Origin of the sequence: Arthrobacter sp. zg-Y877 (assembly GCF_030373105.1) — a bacterium.
In the GTDB taxonomy this organism is placed as follows: domain Bacteria; phylum Actinomycetota; class Actinomycetes; order Actinomycetales; family Micrococcaceae; genus Arthrobacter_B.
On the sequence record NZ_JAUCPU010000003.1, the window covers coordinates 155,097 to 173,452 of the forward strand.

18 protein-coding genes are annotated in these 18,356 nt (G+C 65.8%); 5 read left to right on the forward strand and 13 right to left on the reverse strand.

All coding sequences use genetic code 11. The features are described from left to right. The first annotated feature begins 113 nt into the window (after positions 1-113). Positions 114-764, forward strand: coding sequence for a VOC family protein (locus QNO03_RS08220; RefSeq protein WP_229949929.1), 651 nt, complete (start codon positions 114-116; stop codon positions 762-764). A 169-nt stretch (positions 765-933) separates the two neighbouring features. Beyond that, the gene (locus QNO03_RS08225; RefSeq protein WP_289602922.1) at positions 934-1,878 is read left to right on the forward strand and encodes a hypothetical protein; all 945 of its coding nucleotides are present in this window, start codon (positions 934-936) and stop codon (positions 1,876-1,878) included. A 118-nt stretch (positions 1,879-1,996) separates the two neighbouring features. On the opposite strand, the gene QNO03_RS08230 is transcribed toward QNO03_RS08225, so the two are convergent. From QNO03_RS08230 to QNO03_RS08240, 3 genes are read right to left on the reverse strand one after another with little or no spacing between them, the layout of a single operon-like run. Next, positions 1,997-3,799, reverse strand: a complete 1,803-nt coding sequence (locus tag QNO03_RS08230; RefSeq protein ID WP_289603257.1) for a glycoside hydrolase family 2 protein — start codon at positions 3,797-3,799, stop codon at positions 1,997-1,999. A 29-nt stretch (positions 3,800-3,828) separates the two neighbouring features. Beyond that, positions 3,829-4,617: a CPBP family intramembrane glutamic endopeptidase gene (locus QNO03_RS08235; RefSeq protein WP_289602923.1), complete on the reverse strand. Its 789-nt coding sequence runs from the start codon at positions 4,615-4,617 to the stop codon at positions 3,829-3,831. Between the two features lie 42 nt (positions 4,618-4,659). Further along, the gene (locus QNO03_RS08240; RefSeq protein WP_289602924.1) at positions 4,660-5,220 is read right to left on the reverse strand and encodes a dihydrofolate reductase family protein; all 561 of its coding nucleotides are present in this window, start codon (positions 5,218-5,220) and stop codon (positions 4,660-4,662) included. A 95-nt stretch (positions 5,221-5,315) separates the two neighbouring features. On the opposite strand from QNO03_RS08240, the gene QNO03_RS08245 reads away from it, so the two are divergent. Then, on the forward strand, positions 5,316-5,615 hold the full coding sequence (locus QNO03_RS08245; RefSeq protein ID WP_229949921.1) for an acylphosphatase: 300 nt from the start codon (positions 5,316-5,318) through the stop codon (positions 5,613-5,615). 230 nt (positions 5,616-5,845) lie between these two features. Here QNO03_RS08245 and QNO03_RS08250 read toward each other — a convergent pair whose 3' ends face one another. From QNO03_RS08250 to QNO03_RS08285, 8 genes are all read right to left on the reverse strand, one after another. Continuing rightward, complete coding sequence (locus QNO03_RS08250) at positions 5,846-6,733, reverse strand: hypothetical protein (RefSeq protein WP_289602925.1); 888 nt, start codon at positions 6,731-6,733, stop codon at positions 5,846-5,848. Positions 6,734-6,917: 184 nt separating this feature from the next. Then, on the reverse strand, positions 6,918-8,075 hold the full coding sequence (locus QNO03_RS08255; protein WP_289602926.1) for an NAD(P)/FAD-dependent oxidoreductase: 1,158 nt from the start codon (positions 8,073-8,075) through the stop codon (positions 6,918-6,920). 20 nt (positions 8,076-8,095) lie between these two features. Then, complete coding sequence (locus QNO03_RS08260) at positions 8,096-8,995, reverse strand: aminoglycoside phosphotransferase family protein (RefSeq protein WP_289602927.1); 900 nt, start codon at positions 8,993-8,995, stop codon at positions 8,096-8,098. A gap of 98 nt (positions 8,996-9,093) precedes the next feature. After that, a complete protein-coding gene (gene gatB / locus QNO03_RS08265; protein WP_229949914.1) occupies positions 9,094-10,611 on the reverse strand; it encodes an Asp-tRNA(Asn)/Glu-tRNA(Gln) amidotransferase subunit GatB in 1,518 nt (505 codons plus the stop codon). Continuing rightward, positions 10,612-12,114, reverse strand: coding sequence for an Asp-tRNA(Asn)/Glu-tRNA(Gln) amidotransferase subunit GatA (gene gatA / locus QNO03_RS08270; RefSeq protein ID WP_289602928.1), 1,503 nt, complete (start codon positions 12,112-12,114; stop codon positions 10,612-10,614). 8 nt (positions 12,115-12,122) lie between these two features. Further along, entirely contained in the window at positions 12,123-12,419 is a 297-nt protein-coding gene (gene gatC, locus QNO03_RS08275; RefSeq protein WP_227924393.1) for an Asp-tRNA(Asn)/Glu-tRNA(Gln) amidotransferase subunit GatC, read from the reverse strand. Positions 12,420-12,592: 173 nt separating this feature from the next. Beyond that, positions 12,593-13,087, reverse strand: a complete 495-nt coding sequence (locus QNO03_RS08280; RefSeq protein WP_229949908.1) for a GNAT family N-acetyltransferase — start codon at positions 13,085-13,087, stop codon at positions 12,593-12,595. Positions 13,088-13,230: 143 nt separating this feature from the next. Further along, positions 13,231-13,698 carry a TraR/DksA family transcriptional regulator gene (locus QNO03_RS08285; protein ID WP_289602929.1) on the reverse strand — a complete coding sequence of 156 codons (468 nt, stop codon included), beginning with the start codon at positions 13,696-13,698 and terminating at the stop codon, positions 13,231-13,233. A 147-nt stretch (positions 13,699-13,845) separates the two neighbouring features. Between QNO03_RS08285 and QNO03_RS08290 the strand changes: the two genes are divergently transcribed. Next, on the forward strand, positions 13,846-14,598 hold the full coding sequence (locus QNO03_RS08290; protein ID WP_289602930.1) for a class I SAM-dependent methyltransferase: 753 nt from the start codon (positions 13,846-13,848) through the stop codon (positions 14,596-14,598). Between the two features lie 56 nt (positions 14,599-14,654). Continuing rightward, positions 14,655-15,251 (forward strand): GNAT family N-acetyltransferase, encoded by a 597-nt coding sequence (locus QNO03_RS08295; RefSeq protein ID WP_289602931.1) that lies wholly within the window; start codon positions 14,655-14,657, stop codon positions 15,249-15,251. Here QNO03_RS08295 and QNO03_RS08300 read toward each other — a convergent pair. Next, a complete protein-coding gene (locus tag QNO03_RS08300; RefSeq protein WP_289602932.1) occupies positions 15,220-16,014 on the reverse strand; it encodes an inositol monophosphatase family protein in 795 nt (264 codons plus the stop codon). The genes QNO03_RS08295 and QNO03_RS08300 overlap by 32 nt on opposite strands. Beyond that, a complete protein-coding gene (ligA, locus tag QNO03_RS08305; RefSeq protein WP_289602933.1) occupies positions 16,011-18,266 on the reverse strand; it encodes an NAD-dependent DNA ligase LigA in 2,256 nt (751 codons plus the stop codon). The genes QNO03_RS08300 and ligA overlap by 4 nt, the downstream gene beginning before the upstream one ends. Between the last annotated feature and the right edge of the window lie 90 nt (positions 18,267-18,356).

Sequence of the window (18,356 nt, forward strand, 5' to 3'; positions counted from 1 at the left end):
GGACCATGAAAAACCCGTCGCTACGGTGGTGGTTTGGCGCGGGAGAGGGAAAAAATCCGCACTTAGGCATCCCTTGGTCGAGACGGGTATCACAACGTGCCACAATGGGCCGCATGCGCTTGGACCATGTTTCTTATGCCTGTGAATCCGACGGTCTTCTGGCCACCACAGAGAGGATTGCCGCTGCTCTCGGTGCCGACTTCGTGAAGGGTGGCGTCCACCCCCGGTTCGGTACCCGCAATATGATCCTGCCCCTGGCCAACAACCAGTACGTCGAGGTGGTGGAGGTACTGAACCACCCGGCGTCGGACAAGGCTCCCTTCGGGCAGGCCGTGCGCCAGCGCTCCGAATGCGGTGGCGGCTGGATGGGCTGGTGTGTTGCCGTGGACGATCTCTCCCCCTTCGAGGAACGCCTGGGCCGGTCCTCCGTGCCGGGCAACCGCAAGTTCCCCGATGGCCAGGAGCTCACCTGGCGGCAGATCGGCATCAACGGTCTCATCGCTGACCCGCAGGTGCCCTACCTGCTGCGCTGGGATGACAACACCGAGGAACTGCACCCCTCCAACGCGATCCCCGGCATGCCCGGCTCGGTGAAGCTGAAGTCGCTGACCATCGCCGGATCCGCTGCACGCGTCACAGACTGGCTCGGCCATCCGGTGGAGAAGCCGCTGGAGAACGTGGACGTCACCTGGATTGCCCCTGCCGGTACGCCGGGCATCATGTCGGTCACCTTCGACACCGCGAACGGTCCCGTCGAGATCTAGTTCTGGGTTCTGCTGCCGGTTTCGTTTCCTGCTGCCGTTTTGGGAAATCCCTGCGCTGCGGCGTGGCAGCAGTTTCCCAAACCGGTCGATTTCTCCGGAACCGGTCAGGTTTTCCACATGAAGGTAGTCCACCCTCCCGGTCCGACCTCGGGTTCTCCAGCCTGAGCGAATGAAACCTGAACTGCTTTTCGCGTCCGACGCGGAGTTGTACGGTTCCGGACGGCGTTCCCTGGCGCTGCGGTGCCGGGCGGGCGAGCTGATCCGCCTGCGCAGCGGGATCTACGTCCGCTCGGACGTGTGGCGGCAGCTACCTCGTTGGGAACAGAATCTGGTCCGGGTGCGGGCCACCGCGGAGCAGGTGCCGGGACAACGTGTGCTCATTCAACAATCAGCAGCCACCATTTGGGGACTGCCGGTGATCGGCACAGGTTCCGAAGTGTTGCTGCTGGCATCCGCTGCCTCCCACGGCCGACGCCGGGGAGACCTCCGCTGGAGCGCGCGCCGGCTGTTGGAACCCTTGGAGGTCGTGGACGGGTTGACACTAACTTCCAGGGCCCAGACGGTCCTGGACATGGCTGCCTATTTGGACTTTGAGCGCGCAGTTCCGGCCATGGACCGTGTGATGAACCCGGACCCCCTCCGCGGCCTTCCCGGGCTGAAGAAAGAAAACCTGAGGGAACTAGCCGGGAACCTGCCCGACCAGGCCAAACGGCTGCGGGCCCGACGGGTTGTCGACTTTGCAGATGCACGTTCTGAGTCGGCCGGTGAGTCATATTCCCGTGCCGTCCTGCACCGGCTGGGGTTTCCAGCTCCCGAGCTGCAACATGAATTCAGGACACCTGCGGGGCGTTTCCGCACGGATTTTTACTGGGCGGAACACGACCTTGTGGGTGAATTCGACGGTGCCGTGAAATACGGCGCAAACGTGTCCACGATTAAACCTTCGTGGGAGACGCTTACGCAGGAAAAACGCCGGGAAGACGCCATCCGGGCCACCGGTACGGTCGTGGTCCGCTGGTCCTGGAACGACATCGGCAGGCCGGGTGAACATCCGGAGAGTCTGACAAGGAAAATGCTCGGTGCCGGGCTGCTCCGAAGCCGCCGCCACGGGTGATTTCTCTACCACTTCGGGATTCTGCTGCCGGTTTGGGAAATCCCTGCGCTGCGGCGTGGCAGCTGTTTCCCAAACCGTACGATTTCCACAAACCGCAGGCAAAATGGCAGCAAAACCCTCAGCGCCGCGCAGCCCGGATGAGCCGGGCATTGATCCGGCGCACCAGCGCCGCATCAATCTTCACCACCCGGCGGTCATAGGTGAGCAGGCCGTTCACCTCGTCCTCGACGTCGGTGAGCTGGGTGTAAACCGTTGCAGCCAGCCCGCCCGCAACGGCCGGTTCGATCTGCCGCCGGTGCAGCCGCTCGTAGGCCCGGGCCAGGGCACTCCGGGACCGGAACCGCCGGTAGCCGAATTCCTTGTCGTTGAAGGTGTGGCCGGGGATGCGCAGGCTGTATCCGCCGTACTCGGACAGGACGACGGCGCGGTCACCGGCGAGCCAGCCCTTCCGCAGCCGGAACGGCGCAAAGTACACGTGCACGCTCTTGAGGTCTCCCCCGCCCTGGTCATGCCAGCCGCTGGCATGGTCGATGGTCCGCGTCGGGTCCAGGCCGCGCAGCAGGTCGGTGACGGCATTGGCGTCGAATTGGCCCCACCCCTCGTTGAACGGCACCCACACGGCGATCGACGGACTGTTGCCAAGCGTCTCCACCGTGCCGCGCAGTTCGGCCAGGAACTGTTCCCGGCCCTGCAGGTCGGACCGCCCGAAAGTTGGATAGTCATCATCGCGCAGGTGCGCTGCCTCCTGGGCGGGAGGAGTGACCACGGAGTGCCGGTAGGTGCTGCCGCCGTTGACCAGGTCCTGCCAGACCAGAATGCCCAGCCGGTCCGCGTGGTAGTACCAGCGCAGGGGTTCGATCTTGATGTGCTTGCGCAGCATCGTGAACCCCAGGTCCTTCGCGGCACGGATATCCGAGGCAAGGGCATCGTCCGACGGCGCCGTGTAGAGCCCGTCCGGCCAGTACCCCTGATCCAGCAAACCTGCGTGGAAATACGGCTGCCCGTTCAGCAGCAAACGCAGGTGCCCGGCGCCGTCGCGCCCCATCCCCACCGTCCGCAGGCCTGTGTAGCTGCGGACCCGATCGGTCTCGATCCCGTCGGCGAGCAGGCGCACAGTGATGTCGTAGAGGAACGGATCCTCCGGGGACCAGAGGTGCGGGTCGGGCACAGGAAGACGCACCGGGACACCGGGAACGACGACGGCGTCCGCCACCGTTTGCCCGTGCGCGGATACGGTGACTTCCGCCCGCAGGCCAGTGCTGTCCGGGGCTGGGCGGACGTCATCCACCAGGACCGTGGCGGTCACGGAGCCCAGATCCGGCACAAGCGCCAGACGGGTGATGCTTACCCGGGGTACGGCTTCCAGCCAGACCGTCTGCCAGATCCCGGACTGCGCGGTGTACCAAATGCCGCCGCGGTCCAGCGTCTGCTTGCCCCGGCTGGCGGATCCGGTGTTGCTCAGGTCCCGCACCCGGACCACGATTTCGTGCTCGGCCCCGGGGGAACCGGGACCGGCGGCCAGTGCGTCCGTGATGTCGAGGGAGAACGGCAGGTAGCCGCCGTCGTGCCTGCCCACCGGGACGCCGTTGACGGTGACCCAGCAGCTGGAGTCCACGGCTCCGAAGTGCAGCAGGACCCGTTCGCCTGCAAAGCCCTCCGGCAAGGTCAGGGTCCGCCGGTACCAGAGCAGCTGCTGCGGCTGCAGGTGCCGGCGAACTCCGGACAGCGGGGCCTCGGGTGAGAACGGCACCAGGATCTCGCCGTCCCACTCGCCGTCGTCCGGTGCCTGCGCCTGTCCGGCGGAAGTGAACGCGTACTGCCAGTAGCCGTTGAGGTTCAGGTAACTGTCCCGGGCGAGTTGCGGCCGGGGGTATTCGGGCAGGACGGATTCGGGGTTCAATGCTTCGCCCCACGGGGTCATCAGTGTCACCGGACCAGCCTATGTGACGTTCAGTCGCCGATCCCGATAGCCGATCCGAACAGGGCAAACCCGACAAACCCGGCAATGTCCACCAGCGCGTGCGCAATCACCAGCGGCATCACGCGGCGGGTCTTGTAGTAGGCGTACCCGAAGAGCAGACCCATCAGGAAGTTGCCGATGCCCGGACCGATCCCCTGGTACAGGTGGTAGCTGGCCCGGATCAGGGCGCTGGTGAGGATAATCGCCGGCGTCCCCCAGCCCAGCTGCCGCAGCCGCAGGAACAGGTACCCCACCACAATCACTTCCTCCAGCACGGCATGCCGCATGGCGGAGAGGATCAGCACGGGCAGCGTCCACCAGTAGGTGTCCAGCGCGGCCGGGATGATGGCGGTGGTGATTCCCAGCGCCCGGCCGGCCGCATACACTCCGAGGGTTCCGACGCCGATCACGGCCGCCAGCCCGACGCCAAGCCCGAAGTCGCGGAGCGGCCGGGCGAACGTAAAGCCGAGGCGGCGGAATGCGGATTTTCCGGGTTCGGTCAGCAGGAACAGGACCAGCGCCACCGGCAGCAGCGAAAAGAAGATGCCCAGCAGCTGGTACACCAGGTCGAAGTAGGGCCGCTCGTCGAGGACCGGATTCAGTGTGGTGGTCTGGTCGCCCAGCGGTGCCTGGGTGGCTTTCTCGATGAGCTCGACGACGGCGTAAACCCCGGACCTGCCGAGCGAAAGTCCCAGCACAATCAGGATTTCGAAGACCAGCATCCGCCGTGCATCCGGATCCAGGGATCCGGCGGGGGCGGAGGGGAAGGCAGCACGCATGGACACCATTGTGCCGGATGCCACCCGGCCGGCACGGCAGGGTCACCGGGGTTCGTACCGGACCTGGACCATACCGTTCTCCTCGAAGCGCCGTTCGCGGACCAGCCGGAAACCTGCCCTCAGCCCGTCGGGAAAGACCCGGGTGCCGCCTCCCACCGTGACGGGCCAGATCATCAGTTCCACTATGTCGACCAGTCCCATCAGGAGGGCGGTCCCGGCCAGGGTGGGGCCTTCAATGATGAGGTCTCCGGGTGTTTCGGCTTTCGCCCGCTCCACTGCTTCAGGGGTGAATTCCCTCTCCAGGCGGGTCCGTTCCGTCCAGACATTTTCCAAGGTCCTCGAAAAGACAACTTTCCGCGACCGTTTCCAGAATTCAGCGAAATCCGCCGATACCGGTGACTCCTCCGCAGCGGACGGATCGGTCTCCCAGATGGCCATCGTTTCGTACATGCGCCGTCCGTACAGATGTGTGGTCACATTGGCCATGTCTTCGGTGATGGCCGCAACCACTGCTTCCCCGGGAAAGGCCCAGGAATAGTCTCCCCGGGCGTCTGAGTTGTAGCCGTCCAAGGTGGAGGAGAGCGAATAAATGAGTTTTCCCATCCAACAACCCAACCCGGACGCATTGCGGAGAACAAGGGTGCGGAGATTCCCGGGCTACCGGCCGCCCACGTGTTTCTCCGCGCTAGGCTATGCGGATGAACGAGGAAGAGCATCCGGAAGGAACCGCCCGCCGACTGACCGCCCGGGTCACCGGAGAGGTCCAGGGTGTGGGGTTCCGGTACCGCACGCTTCGCCAGGCGGTACAGCTGGGCCTGACCGGCGTCGTCTCCAATGCAGCCGACGGATCGGTCCATGTGGTGGCCGAGGGCAGGGGGCCGGCGCTCGACGGACTGCTGGAATTTCTGCGCGGACCGAAGGCACCGGGAGTCGTGGCCAACGTCGAGGAATCCTTTTCCCCGGCTGCCGGGGAATTTGAGGATTTCCGCGCCGAATGACTGTGTCTGGCTGGGTTGCCCCAAACCGGGCCGGGCCCCATCGGCCGGTTAAAAGGGAAAACGCCGGCAGACTTGGGCTGGTTGGGGGAAACAACCTAGTCTGCCGGCGTCCGGACCGGTCACTACTCGGTCCATTCATCACTCGCACCCTTATGAGGTACTAACGACAATAAACGTCTCGTCTGGGTGGGCGCTGAAGGCAACCTGATAGCTACCTGAGTATTTCGCCTTCAGGCGGCCACGAGCTGGTGCGGACCTGCAGGTCCCAAGCCTGCGGGGCCGCCGGGAAAGCGGCAGGACGGAGCTCCGGCCAGCCGCGGCAGCAGGTCCTGCTGGGCGGTGCGGATGCCGGCTACTGTCATGGACAACCGGCCTGCCCCGGAAGGCCCCTTCGTCCCACTGGCTGTCCCGTTCTTTGAGCCCTTGCCCGCGGATGAGCCTTTGCCCGCCGAACCGGGCTTCTTGCCGCCGGTACCCTTTTTCGGCGCCGTGCCGGCCTGGCCACCCGTGCCGCGCGATCCCGCGTTGTTGGCGGGGCGGGACTTACCCGCCTGGGTTTTCTTCGGCTGGGAAGGCTGCTTCGGTGTGGCTTTCTTCTTGGTGGCCGATTTGTTCACGGCAGACTTGTTCACAACTGACTTGCTCGTTGCCGGTTTCCCGCCGGCCACCATCGCCGCGGCGGCGGCTGCGGCCTTGTCCGCGGCAGCCGCGGAGGTCATGACGGCGGTTCGTGCCGCCAGGGCGGCAGCGACGTCCACGGCGTCCACGGATTGGGGCATCCGCACGGATACGGCGGGCCGGCCATGGGGAACTGCCGGGCGCAGGGCCGCCATGATCTCTTCGGTTGCCGACCGGGTCGTGTCAACGAACACAGCGGCGGCATTGTCTTCGGGAACAGCTTCCGCGCGCTGGACGGCGGCACGGGTGAGGACCCGGTAAAGAGCCGAAATGACGATCAACAGGGCCGCGCCTGTGCCGTAAAGAAGAATCAGCGAAAATGCGAGGGACGTGGTCCCTCCCGAAAAGAACCCGATGCCGATAACAGCGAAAACCAGCCACAGGGTACTAAGAATTGTCAGGATCGAACGTACCCGGATATAAAGCGGACGCTGCTGCACGCCAACAACTTTCGGCGGCAAGAAATCTGGCACTGAGACTAACCTTTCGGGCACTGACTTTTTTGCGAGGCATTGAAGCATTCGCGGACGGGCTTGGTACTAACTCTAGGCATGTCTCGGGAGCCTAATGACCATTCCCGCGCACGTTGGCTGATTCGTTACGCGCCAAAGGATGAGACTTTGGTCACACTCTGGAACGGGCGGGACTCAGTGCTTCGGCGGGGCCGTTTCCGACGGATTCACCGCACAGGATCCCCGCCGCCAGCTCTGCAATCGCGGACGATGTCTGGAACCCGTAACCGCCCTGACCCGCCAGCCAGAAAAACCCTGGAACGGTCGGGTCCCACCCCACCACGGGCAGCCCGTCCGGCGCCTCGGTCCGCAGTCCGGTCCACGCGCGCGAGACCCCGGTAATGCCCATGGTTGTGACGCTGTTGATCAGATCCACCAGTGCCTGCACCTCCGTGTCCCGGTGCCTGGCATCCTCCGCCACGCTCGGCTCCCTTTCGGCGGGAGAGATCAGTACCTGCCCACCCTCGGGCCGGTAGTAGAACCGGTCGGCAGCGTCGGCCACCATGGGTGCCCCGGCTTCCAGCGGCCGTTCAACATCGACGACGGCGGCGGTGCGCCGGTAGGGCGTGAGCGCCAGTGGTTCCGCCCCGAAGATTCCCGCAATGGTGTCCGCCCAGGCACCGGCGGCGTTGACTACCACCCGGGCCTGGAACCGTGTCCCCGCAGACCTGACTTCCCACCGCTGCGCATCCCCCTCCCCCGTCCGCCGGGCCGACTCCACCCGCCGGCCGGTCAGGACCCGTCCGCCGGCGGCCGCCAGACGTGCCCGGTGATACTCCAGCAGCGCGTCCGTGTTGCAGGCCACCGAGGTTGTGTCTAAGCCTGCGGCGGTGAAGGCCTCCGGCCTCAGTTCCGGCGCCAGTCCGAGGGCTTCAGCCTGCATGACCGGATGCATATGGGCGCTTGCCCGGTCCCGCACGGTTTCTTCGTCTCCGATCAGCAGGAAGCGCCGCGGCGCCAGGATAGGTTCCGGCAGGCGCGCCTCCGCCGCCCGGATCAAGGCCAGCGTCCGCAGGGTCAGGTCCTGGATGGCCGGAGGGCCGTAGCTGGGAATCAGCTGCCGGGCCGAGCGGGAGGACGTGTGGTAGCCCAGTGTCGGTTCAGCTTCCACGAGGACCACGCGGGCGGCCTCGTTTCCCGATGCCCCCTGCGAGGCGCCCAGCCGTGAGGCCAGTTCGCCGGCCAGGGACAGTCCGGCGATTCCGCCTCCGATCACCAGGACCTCGCATTCAAGGTCCTCGTGCCGGGTTTCAGCCTCTGCCTGGCTCACAGGATGATCCTTTCCACTGCTCAGAACCTCTCCCGGTCACCGGTGAGGATTTCCATCAGGGTTTCCGAGCCCACGAGGTACAGCCCGGGCGCGTCATCGGAGTTCGCCAGGAGGTTCGTAGCCATGCAGACCGCCCAGCCGCGGGCCCGCTCCCACACGTAAGGGTCGCCGTCGTACTGGCTGCCCAGGGCACTGCGGAACTTCTGCCGGCCTTCGGCGTCGAACACCAGCCACGCGGCGGCAAGGTCGGTGGCCGGGTCGCCCGCAGTGAGATCACCGAAGTCGATGACGGCCTGCAGGGTGTTGTCCTTGGCCACAAGGTTCGCCGGGTGGAGGTCTCCGTGCAGCCACAGCGGGGGGCCGGTCCATGCCGGGATGTTCTGTGCCTCGTCCCAGAGTTCCTGTACCCGGGCGGCGTGCGGCACCATCCCGCTGTTCAACCTGCCCTGCACTGCTTCGTCCCTCCCGGACAACGGCCCGCCCCTGACCGCGTTGCGGGGAAAATCCGGTGGCGCCGGGCGGTGGAAGGCGTTGAGGAAACCGGCCAGCGGCTCGGCCAGGGAAACATTGCGGTCGCGGGGTGACAGGGACACATCCTGGCCATCGAACCAGGCGGTGATGTTCCACGGCCACGGGTAGAGCTCGCACGGGGTTCCGCAGTACAGCGGGACGGAGGTCTGGACGGGGACACCGGCGGTCAGCTGCGGCAGCCAGCGCTGTTCGTTCGCGGTCAGTCCGGCAGCAGAGCGGCGGCGCGGCAGCCGGACCGCGTACTCGGTTCCGAGGCGGTATATGTAGTTGTCCCACCCACTCGCCACCTGCCGCAGTGCCTGCCCGCCCAGCTCCGGATGCTGTTCCAGCACCAGTTGCCGCACCAGCGCGGGATCGGCGGAGATTTCGGCGGCGGGAAGGTTGGCCATTTCGAAAGCGTACCTGCGAAGTGTGCTCCCGGCCATGAAACAGCAGGACCCCGGCAGGCACGATGCCTGCCGGGGTCCCCCGTCAATCTGCCGGTACGTTAGCCCTGTACGCCGAGGCGTTCCAGGATCAGCTCGCGCACGCGGCCGGCGTCGGCCTGTCCGCGGGTGGCCTTCATTACGCCGCCGACGATGGCGCCGACGGCCTGGACCTTGCCGCCGCGGATCTTGTCCGCAACATCCGGCTGTGCCGCCAGTGCTGCATCGATTGCCTCAAGCAGGGGGCCGTCGTCGGACACCACGGCGAGGCCGCGCTTCTCGATGACTTCCTCCGGGGTACCTTCGCCGGCGAGGACGCCGTCTAGGACCTGGCGGGCCAGCTTGTCGTTGATCTTGCCGGTCTGGACCAGGCGGTCCAGTTCGACGATCAGCTCGGGCGTGACGCCGACGTCCACCGGGTCCACTTCGGCTTCCTTGGCGCGGCGGGCAACTTCACCCATCCACCACTTGCGGGCAACCTGAGCGGAAGCACCGGCGGCAATGGTTTCCTCAATGGCTTCCATAACTCCGGCATTCACGACGTCGCGGAACTCGGCGTCGGAGTAGCCCCAGTCTTCCTTCAGCCGCTTGCGGCGCTCGGCCGGCGGCTCGGGCAGGCGGGAGCGCAGCTCTTCGATCCACTCCGTGGTGGTGACCACGGGCAGCAGGTCCGGTTCCGGGAAGTACCGGTAGTCATCGGCGTCGGACTTCGGCCGGCCCGAGGTGGTGGAACGGGTGTCCTCATGCCAGTGCCGGGTTTCCTGCACAATTTCGTTTCCGGAGTCCAGGACGGCGGCGTGGCGCTGGATCTCGAAGCGGACGGCGCGTTCGACGGCGCGCAGCGAGTTCACGTTCTTCGTTTCCGAACGCGTGCCGAACTTTTCCTGGCCGTAGGGGCGCAGGGAAACGTTGGCGTCGCAGCGGACGTTGCCGCGCTCCATCTTGGCATCGGAGACACCCAGGTTCTTCACGATTTCCCGGATGGCCGCCACGTAGGCCTTGGCCAGCTCGGGAGCACGCGATCCGGCGCCCTCGATCGGCTTGGTGACAATTTCCACCAGCGGCACGCCGGCGCGGTTGTAGTCGACCAGGGAGAAGTCGGCACCCTGGATACGCCCGGCGGCGCCGCCCATGTGCGTGAGCTTGCCGGCGTCTTCTTCCATGTGCGCGCGTTCGATTTCGACGCGGAACATGGTGCCGTCTTCAAGCTCAATGTCCAGGTAGCCGTCGTACGCGATGGGGTCTTCGTACTGGGACGTCTGGAAGTTCTTGGGTGTGTCCGGGTAGAAGTACTGCTTCCGGGCGAAGGTGCAGGATTCGGCGATCTTGCAGTTCAACGCGAGCCCAATGAGGATCGAGTACTCCACGGCCTTCTTGTTCACGACCGGCAGGACGCCGGGCATGCCCAGGTCCACCGGGGTGACGGCCGTGTTGGGTTCGTCGCCGAAGATGTTCGGGGCGTCGGAGAACATCTTGGTTTTGGTGTTCAGCTCCACGTGGACCTCGAACCCCAGTACCGGGTCGTACTTCTCCATGGCCTCTTCGAAGGACAGGGTTTCATCCTGGATGTGGACGGACATTTACTTCACTCCTCCGAGTACGGGTGCCGAGGCCAGCAGCGGGCCGCCCCACTTCTGTTCCAGCATGCCCTCAAGGGCTGCACCGGCACGGTAAAGGCGGACATCTTCGCGGGCCGGGGCCAGGAACTGGATGCCGACGGGCAGGCCGTCGGACAGGCCGCCGGGAATGGAGATACCCGGGACGCCGGCCATGTTGGCCGGGATGGTGGCGACGTCGTTCAGGTACATCGCCAGCGGATCGTCCAGCTTCTCCCCCAGCTTGAAGGCCGTGTTCGGCGAGGTCGGGGAAATAAGCACATCGGCCTGGGCGAACGCGGCGTTGAAGTCGCGCTGGATCAGGGTGCGCACCTTCTGGGCCGAGCCGTAGTAGGCGTCGTAGTACCCAGCGGAGAGTGCGTAGGTACCCAGGATGATGCGGCGCTTGACCTCGTCGCCGAAGCCGGCGGCGCGGGTGGCACCCATAACGCGTTCGATGGTCAGCGGCGGCTCGGCGGGCAGCTCGCGCATGCCGTACCGGACGCCGTCGTACTTGGCCAGGTTCGAGGAGGCCTCGGACGGCATGATCAGGTAGTAGGCACCGAGTGCGTACTTGAAGTTGGGGCAGGACACCTCAACGATTTCGGCACCAGCGTCGCGCAGCATGTCGAGGGACTCGGTGAAGCGGGCCTGGACGCCGGCTTCGTAGCCTTCGCCCTGCAGTTCCTTGATGACGCCGATGCGCATCCCGGCAACGTTGCCGTTGCGGGCGGCGTCGGCCAGTGCACCTACCGGATCCGTGAGGGAGGTGGAGTCGCGGGGATCGTGTCCGCCGATGAGCTCCTGCAGCAGCGCAGCGTCCAGCACGGTCCGGGAAACCGGGCCGATCTGGTCCAGCGAGGAAGCCATGGCGATGGCACCGTAGCGGGAGACGCCGCCGTAGGTGGGCTTCACGCCCACTGAACCGGTGACGGCGGCCGGCTGGCGGATGGATCCGCCGGTGTCGGTTCCCAGCGCCAGCGGTGCTTCGAAGGCGGCGACGGCGGCAGCTGAGCCGCCGCCGGAGCCGCCCGGGATGCGGTCCAGGTCCCACGGGTTGCGGGTGGGGCCGTACGCGGAGTGTTCCGTGGAGGAGCCCATGGCGAACTCGTCCAGGTTGGTCTTGCCGAGCATCGGCATACGGGCGGCACGGATCTTCGAGATCACCGTGGCGTCGTAGGGGCTCATCCAGCCCTCGAGCATCTTGGAGCCTGCCGTGGTGGGCTGGCCCTTGGTGACGATGAGGTCCTTGATGGCGATGGGCACGCCGGCCAGTTCGTGCAGGTCCTCGCCGTTGGCGCGGGCCTTGTCGACGTCGGCGGCAACGGCCAGCGCTTCATCGGTGTTGACGTGCAGGAAGGCGTTGATGGCGCCGTCGACCTCGGCGATGCGGTCCAGGTGGGCCTGCGTAACCTCGACGGCGGATACCTCACCGCTGGCCAGCTTGGCGGCCAGCTGTGCGGCGCTTGATGTAATCAGTTCACTCATGGAAGCTTTTACTCCTCATCCAGGATGGCAGGGACCTTGAAGCGGCCGGCGGCATTGTCCGGGGCGCCGGACAGGGCTTCTTCATTGGTCAGCGTCTGGCCCACAACGTCTTCGCGGAAGACGTTGACCAGCGGGATGGGGTGGGAGGTCGCCGGGATGTCCTCGCCGGCAACTTCGCTTACGGATTTGATCGAATCCACGATGACATCGAGTTCGCCGGCCATCTTGTCCAGCTCGTCGTTGGTCATCTCAATGTGGGCCAGCCGCGCAAGATGCGCCACAGCCTCACGATTGATCTCAGACATGAGTCTCCCATGCGTCTTATAGGAACGTGTTTCGGCTTTCACCGGTATCGGTTCCAGTCTACGGCGTCCGGGGGCACGGCATGGAGGCCGCCGCCACATGCCCGCCGACATGCAAAAGCCGTCCCGCCGCCGTCGGGCGCCGGGACGGCAGGGGCCGTGTGTTGGACGGAGAACTAAACCGCCTTGCGGAAGACCCAGAGAATGTAGTCTTCGCCGGGAACGGTCCAGTCCCGCTCCGGAACCCGTTCAAACCCGCAGGACAGGTAAAGGGCGTGCGCCTTCTTCATGGTGGTCATGCTGGTCAGGCTGACCGCCTCGATGCCTTCCTTGTTCCGGGCGTAGTCGACGATGGCGTTGACCATCGCGCGGCCCACTCCCCCGCGCTGGAGGGCGGGGTCAACAGCGAGCATCCTGAATTCCAGTTCGCCCTCAATGGCAATGTCCGTGTAGGGCTGGCCGGTGTAGGTAATGGCGGCAGAGGCCGCCACCTTGCCGTCGAGCTCGGCGACCCAGAGCTCGGTGTGCTTGGCCCGGTCCTCTACGTTTTCCAGTTCCTTGACGTACGGATTGTCGGCTTCGATGTGGTTGCCGTGCAGGTAAGCCTCACGGGTGATCCGGCGGATGTCTTCATAGTCAGCCTCGGTGGCAAGCCGGATGGTGATGCTCATGCGTGGTACGAATCCTTAAGGTCATGGTTGAAGTGCACGTAGATTCTATCCCCGTCCGGGAGGCTCTCCGGACAGCGGTGAGGCGGCGCACATGGTTCCGCGCCGTGGGCGGCCGCGCACCACCGGCGGCAGGCGGCCGCGCGCTACCGGCGGCGGGCGGCCGCGCACTCCACGCAGAAACGGGTTTCCGGACGGATCTCCAACCTTGCTGCCGGGATGGGGGTCCCGCACCGTTCACAGATTCCGTAAGCGTCTGTGTTCAGGCGTTCGCGTGCCTCCATCAGTTCCAGAAGGGACGTTTCCGCTGCGGCGAGCAGGGCCACCTCGTTGGCCCGTTCCACGGACACGGTGGTTCCTTCGGGATCATGTTCGTCGTCTGCGGGAATATCCTTGGCGGCCAGCGTGACTTCCCGGATGACTGCCGTCAGCGTACTTATCTGCTCTCGGGTGTGCTCCATCCGCTCATCGATCAGGCGGGCGAAGTAGGCGGCGTCCAGGTCCGGTGGAGTCTGGGGCACGGCCTGGGGCGCGGGCGGCGACTGCGAGGGCAGCCCGGGCCCGGAGGTCCCGTGGATAGTCTTCCGCGGGGCCGGGGGTGCTTTTCGAGGCATGCGTATTCCTCCTGTGAGTCAGTGCTGCACTGGATGCATCGGATAAATTATCCGCCGCTCGAACGCGCAAAACGGCTGCTCCGGACCGTCCTTTCCTGAGGGCTTAATCCCGGTAGGATTCGGGTCAACAGTCGGAAATCCGGGGGAATGATGGTTGACACGTTCTACAGCGAGCCGCGGCTGGTGGCGCTCTATGACGAAGACAATGCCGGGCAGTGGGACACCGACTTCTACGCAGGGTTGATCGGCGATAAGCCGCTCCGGATTGCCGACGTCGGATGCGGTACCGGCAGTTTCGCCGTGCGTCTGGCGCAGGCGGGACACACGTTGACCGGCGTCGATCCGGCCTCCGGGATGTTGGAGGTGGCGCGTTCGCGCGACGGCGGCGGGAATATTACCTGGCTGCAGGGCGCCGCGCCGGATCTGCCTCCGGGTCCGTTTGATGCCGCCCTGATGACCGGGCACGCGTTCCAGTGCCTGCTGACAGAGGCCGAGATTCTCGAGACGCTGACAGCCGTCCGGTCCCGGCTCGTACCCGGGGGAACCTTCTATTTCGAGACACGCAATCCAACGGCGAAGGCCTGGCTGGAGTGGGACAGCGGCAGGGCCGGACCGGCGATCCAGGATTCCTCAGCGGGAACGCTGGAGGTGGAATGGGAGCTGATCGCGGCTGAAGACCAGCCCGACGGTGTTTTGGTTACCTTCGAGGACCGCACCGTTTTCCGGTCCGACGGCGAACGGTTCGTCAGCCGCAGCACGCTGAAGTTCGTGCGGGCCGAGGTACTGAAGGATCTGCTGGACCGGGCCGGCTTCACTTCTGTCGACTGGTTCGGGGACTGGGAAGGCGGCCCGTTCCTGGCAGCGGAGAGCCGGGAGATCATTATCGCCGCCCGACGTTAGCGGGCTGCCGGAACATCCCGGCGTCTCCGGGGACGGGGATAGGTCATGATGGTGCCATGACCGCCAATCCTCCCGGCCCCCGCTGGCCCGTCCTCACCCCACGCCTGTCTATCCGCCCCGCCGTAGTCGAAGACCTGCCGCGCATGTTTGAGTACCGCCGGACGCCCGAGGTCGCTCAATGGATAACAGCCCGGGCCACGGATATGGATGCCTTCGTGGAGCGGCTTAGCCAGCCGGAGCGTTTGGCCGCCATCCTCGTCGTGGAACAAGCCGGAACCCTGGTCGGTGACCTCTATCTCGCCCGCCAGGACGCCTGGGCCCAGCGGGAAGTAGAGGAACTGGCGCGCGGCACGCAGGCGGAGATCGGCTACACCATAGCTCCGGAATTCGCCGGGCGGGGGTATGCGAGCGAAGCAGTGGCCGAACTTGTGCGCATCTGTTTCGAGGAACTGGGCCTGCGCCGCGTTGTCGCGGAGTGTTTCGCCGACAACACCGCATCCTGGCGGGTGATGGAAAAGGTGGGTATGCGGTGTGAGGGGAGGTCCCGTCAGGGGTCCCTGCACCGCTCGGGCCGTTGGCTCGACGACCTCCGTTACGCGCTCCTGGCCGATGAATGGCGCGCTACTCCGGCAGCACAATCCCGGCAGCCGTGACCGCGTCGAGCCGCTCGGCGTCGTTGGCCGGCTGCGGCGGGCGCTGCACCCGCACGCCCGCTTCCTCGGCAATCAGGGCACCGGCAGCATAGTCGTATTCGTTGAGACCCCGCTCGATGTAGGCGTCCAGTGTCCCGTCCGCGACCATACAAAGGTCCAGGGCGGCAGACCCGAGCCGCCGCACATCGGCAAAGTTCCCCGCCAGATCCGGCAAAGCGGCATACTGCTCCGCACGAACCCCGGCGTCGTAGGAGAACCCGGTCCCCAGCACCTTGCCCACCCGCTGCGTGTCGGGACCGGTCAGCCTCCGCACGTTGCCGTGCGCGGCCAACCAGGCACCATGCCCGCGCGCCGCCGAATACACCCGCACCAGCGCCGGAGCGTGGACGACGCCGGCCAGCCACTCGCCGTCGTCGTTCACCGCCGCAACGGACGTGCCGTAATAAACGATGTCGCGGATGAAGTTGGTGGTGCCGTCCAGCGGATCGATGGACCAGCGGATGCCGGACGGGTGCACAGGAACCGCAGGCTCCAGCTCCTCCCCCATCACGACGTCGTGCGGGCGCAGGCGGGCCAGGACCTCCCGGACCGCCACCTCGGCGGCGGTGTCGAAATCGGTGACCCAGTCGCCGTCGGCGCTTTTGTTTACCGCGTTCAGGCCGCCGGTGGAACGCTGGGCGAGCACCGCGGCACCGGCTGCCGCAGCTTCACGGGCCACCTCAAGCAGTTCCAGCGGATCCGCCGCATCGGGCAGCGGCATCATTCGGATTCTCCAGCAGGCTCGGACTCAGCAGCCGGCCCTGCCCCGCCGGGAACAGACCCCTCGGCCAGCAGCGTCCGGAAGCCGTCTTCGTCGATGACACGCACGCCCAGCTGCTCGGCTTTGTCGAGCTTGGTGCCGGCATTTTCCCCGGCCACCACATAGTCGGTCTTCTTGGAAACCGAACCGGAAGCCTTGCCGCCGCGGGTCAGGATGGCTTCCTTCGCCTCGTCCCGGCTGAAGTTCGGCAGCGTGCCGGTCACGACGACGGTCAGGCCCTCCAGGGTGCGGGGTGTGGCTTCGTCCCGTTCATCGGCCATCCGCACTCCGGCGGCAGCCCAGGCATCCACGATCTCGCGGTGCCAGTCCTCGGCGAACCATTCCTTCAGCGCGGCGGCGATGGTGGGCCCGACACCGTCCACGTGGGCCAGCTGGTCTTCCGTAGCGGACCGGATGGCCTCCATGGAGCCGAAGGACCCGGCGAGCGCACGGGCAGCCGTCGGGCCCACGTGCCGGATGGACAACGCCACGAGAACCCGCCACAGCGGCTGGGTCTTGGCCTTCTCCAGTTCGGTGAACAGCTTGTGCGTCGTGGCGCTGGGCACGGACGGTTTTTTGGCCGTGCCCTTCGTGTAGAAGTACGGCACCAGTTCGGTGCCGTCCACTACACCCTTGACGCGCTTTGGCCGTTCGATCCGCACCTCGGCCAGGTCCTCGATCTTCAGGTCGAACAGACCCGCCTCGCTGGTCAGCGGAGGGGTTTCCGGTTCGGCCGGCGAGGTAAGGGCAATGGCCGCTTCCCAGCCGAGCGCTTCGATGTCGAACGCGCCGCGGCCAGCCAGATGGAACACGCGCTCACGCAGCTGCGAGGGACAGGACTTGGAGTTGGGGCAGCGGATATCCACGTCCCCTTCCTTCGCCGGCTTTAGCTCCGTGCCGCAGGAGGGGCAGTGCGTGGGCATCACGAAGTCGCGTTCGCTGCCGTCCCGGAGCGCGACGACGGGACCCACAATTTCCGGAATCACGTCACCGGCTTTCCGCAGCACCACGGTGTCGCCGATCTTCACCCCCTTGGCCTTCACCACGTCCTGGTTGTGCAGCGTGGCCATTTCCACCGTGGACCCCGAAACCAGCACCGGCGTCATCATCCCGTACGGCGTGACCCGCCCGGTGCGGCCGACATTCACGCGGATGTCCAGCAGCTTGGTATTCACTTCCTCCGGCGGGTACTTGTACGCCACGGACCAGCGCGGAACACGGGAAGTGTTACCCAGGGCACGCTGCAGGCCGAAGTCGTCGACCTTGACCACAATGCCGTCGATCTCGTGCGAGAGGTCATGACGGTGTTCGCCGTTGTCGGCAATGTACTTGAGTACTTCTTCGTAGGTGTCCAGCACCTTGTAATAGGGCGACGTCGGCAATCCCCACTGCTTCAGCAGCTCATAGGTTTCGGACTGGCTGGCCACGTTGAGGCCTTCGCGGGCTCCGATGCCGTGCACGTACATGCTCAGCGGGCGGCGGGCAGTGACTTCCGGATCCTTTTGCCGCAGCGAACCGGCGGCGGCATTGCGCGGGTTCGCGAAGGGGGCCTTGCCCGCTTCGACCATGGTTTCGTTCAGGTGTGCGAATTCCTTCGAGGGAATGAAGACCTCGCCGCGGATTTCCATTTCCGCCGGCAGGTTCTCGCCCTTGAGGGTGCGGGGGATGGAGGTGATGGTGAGCACGTTGTGGGTGATGTCCTCGCCCGTGGTGCCGTCGCCGCGGGTGGCGGCCCGGACCAGTTCACCGTTGCGGTAGAGCAGATTGACGGCAAGTCCGTCGATCTTCAACTCGGTGAGCCACTTGATCTTCGTGCCGGGAGCAATGTTGGCCACGGAGGCCTCGGCCTTGCGTACCCAGGCGTCGAGTTCATCCAGGGAGAAGACATCTTCGAGGCTGTACATGCGCTGCAGGTGTTCCACCGGCGCGAAGGCGGAAGACACCTCGCCGCCCACTTCCTGAGTGGGTGAATCATTGGTGACCAGCTCGGGGTGCAGCCCCTCCAGCTCTTCGAGGCGGCGGTAGAGCCGGTCAAACTCAGCGTCCGAGACCAGCGGCGCGTCGTCGTTGTAGTACGCGAAGCGGTAGCGGCGTACCTGTTCGGCCAGTACCTGGTACTCCTCGCGCAGGTCCCCTGCCGGCGGGGTATCTGTGCTGACCGACTCAACGGCGGCTGCGGTGTCCGTGGTTTCCGGGGATGTCTTGGCTGTGCTCACCTAACCAATCTTGCCCCATCGGGCCTGTTCTGCGGGAGCCGGAAGGCTTCCCCACGGGTTCTGTTGCCGCCCCTGGTTCTGCCCTGCACC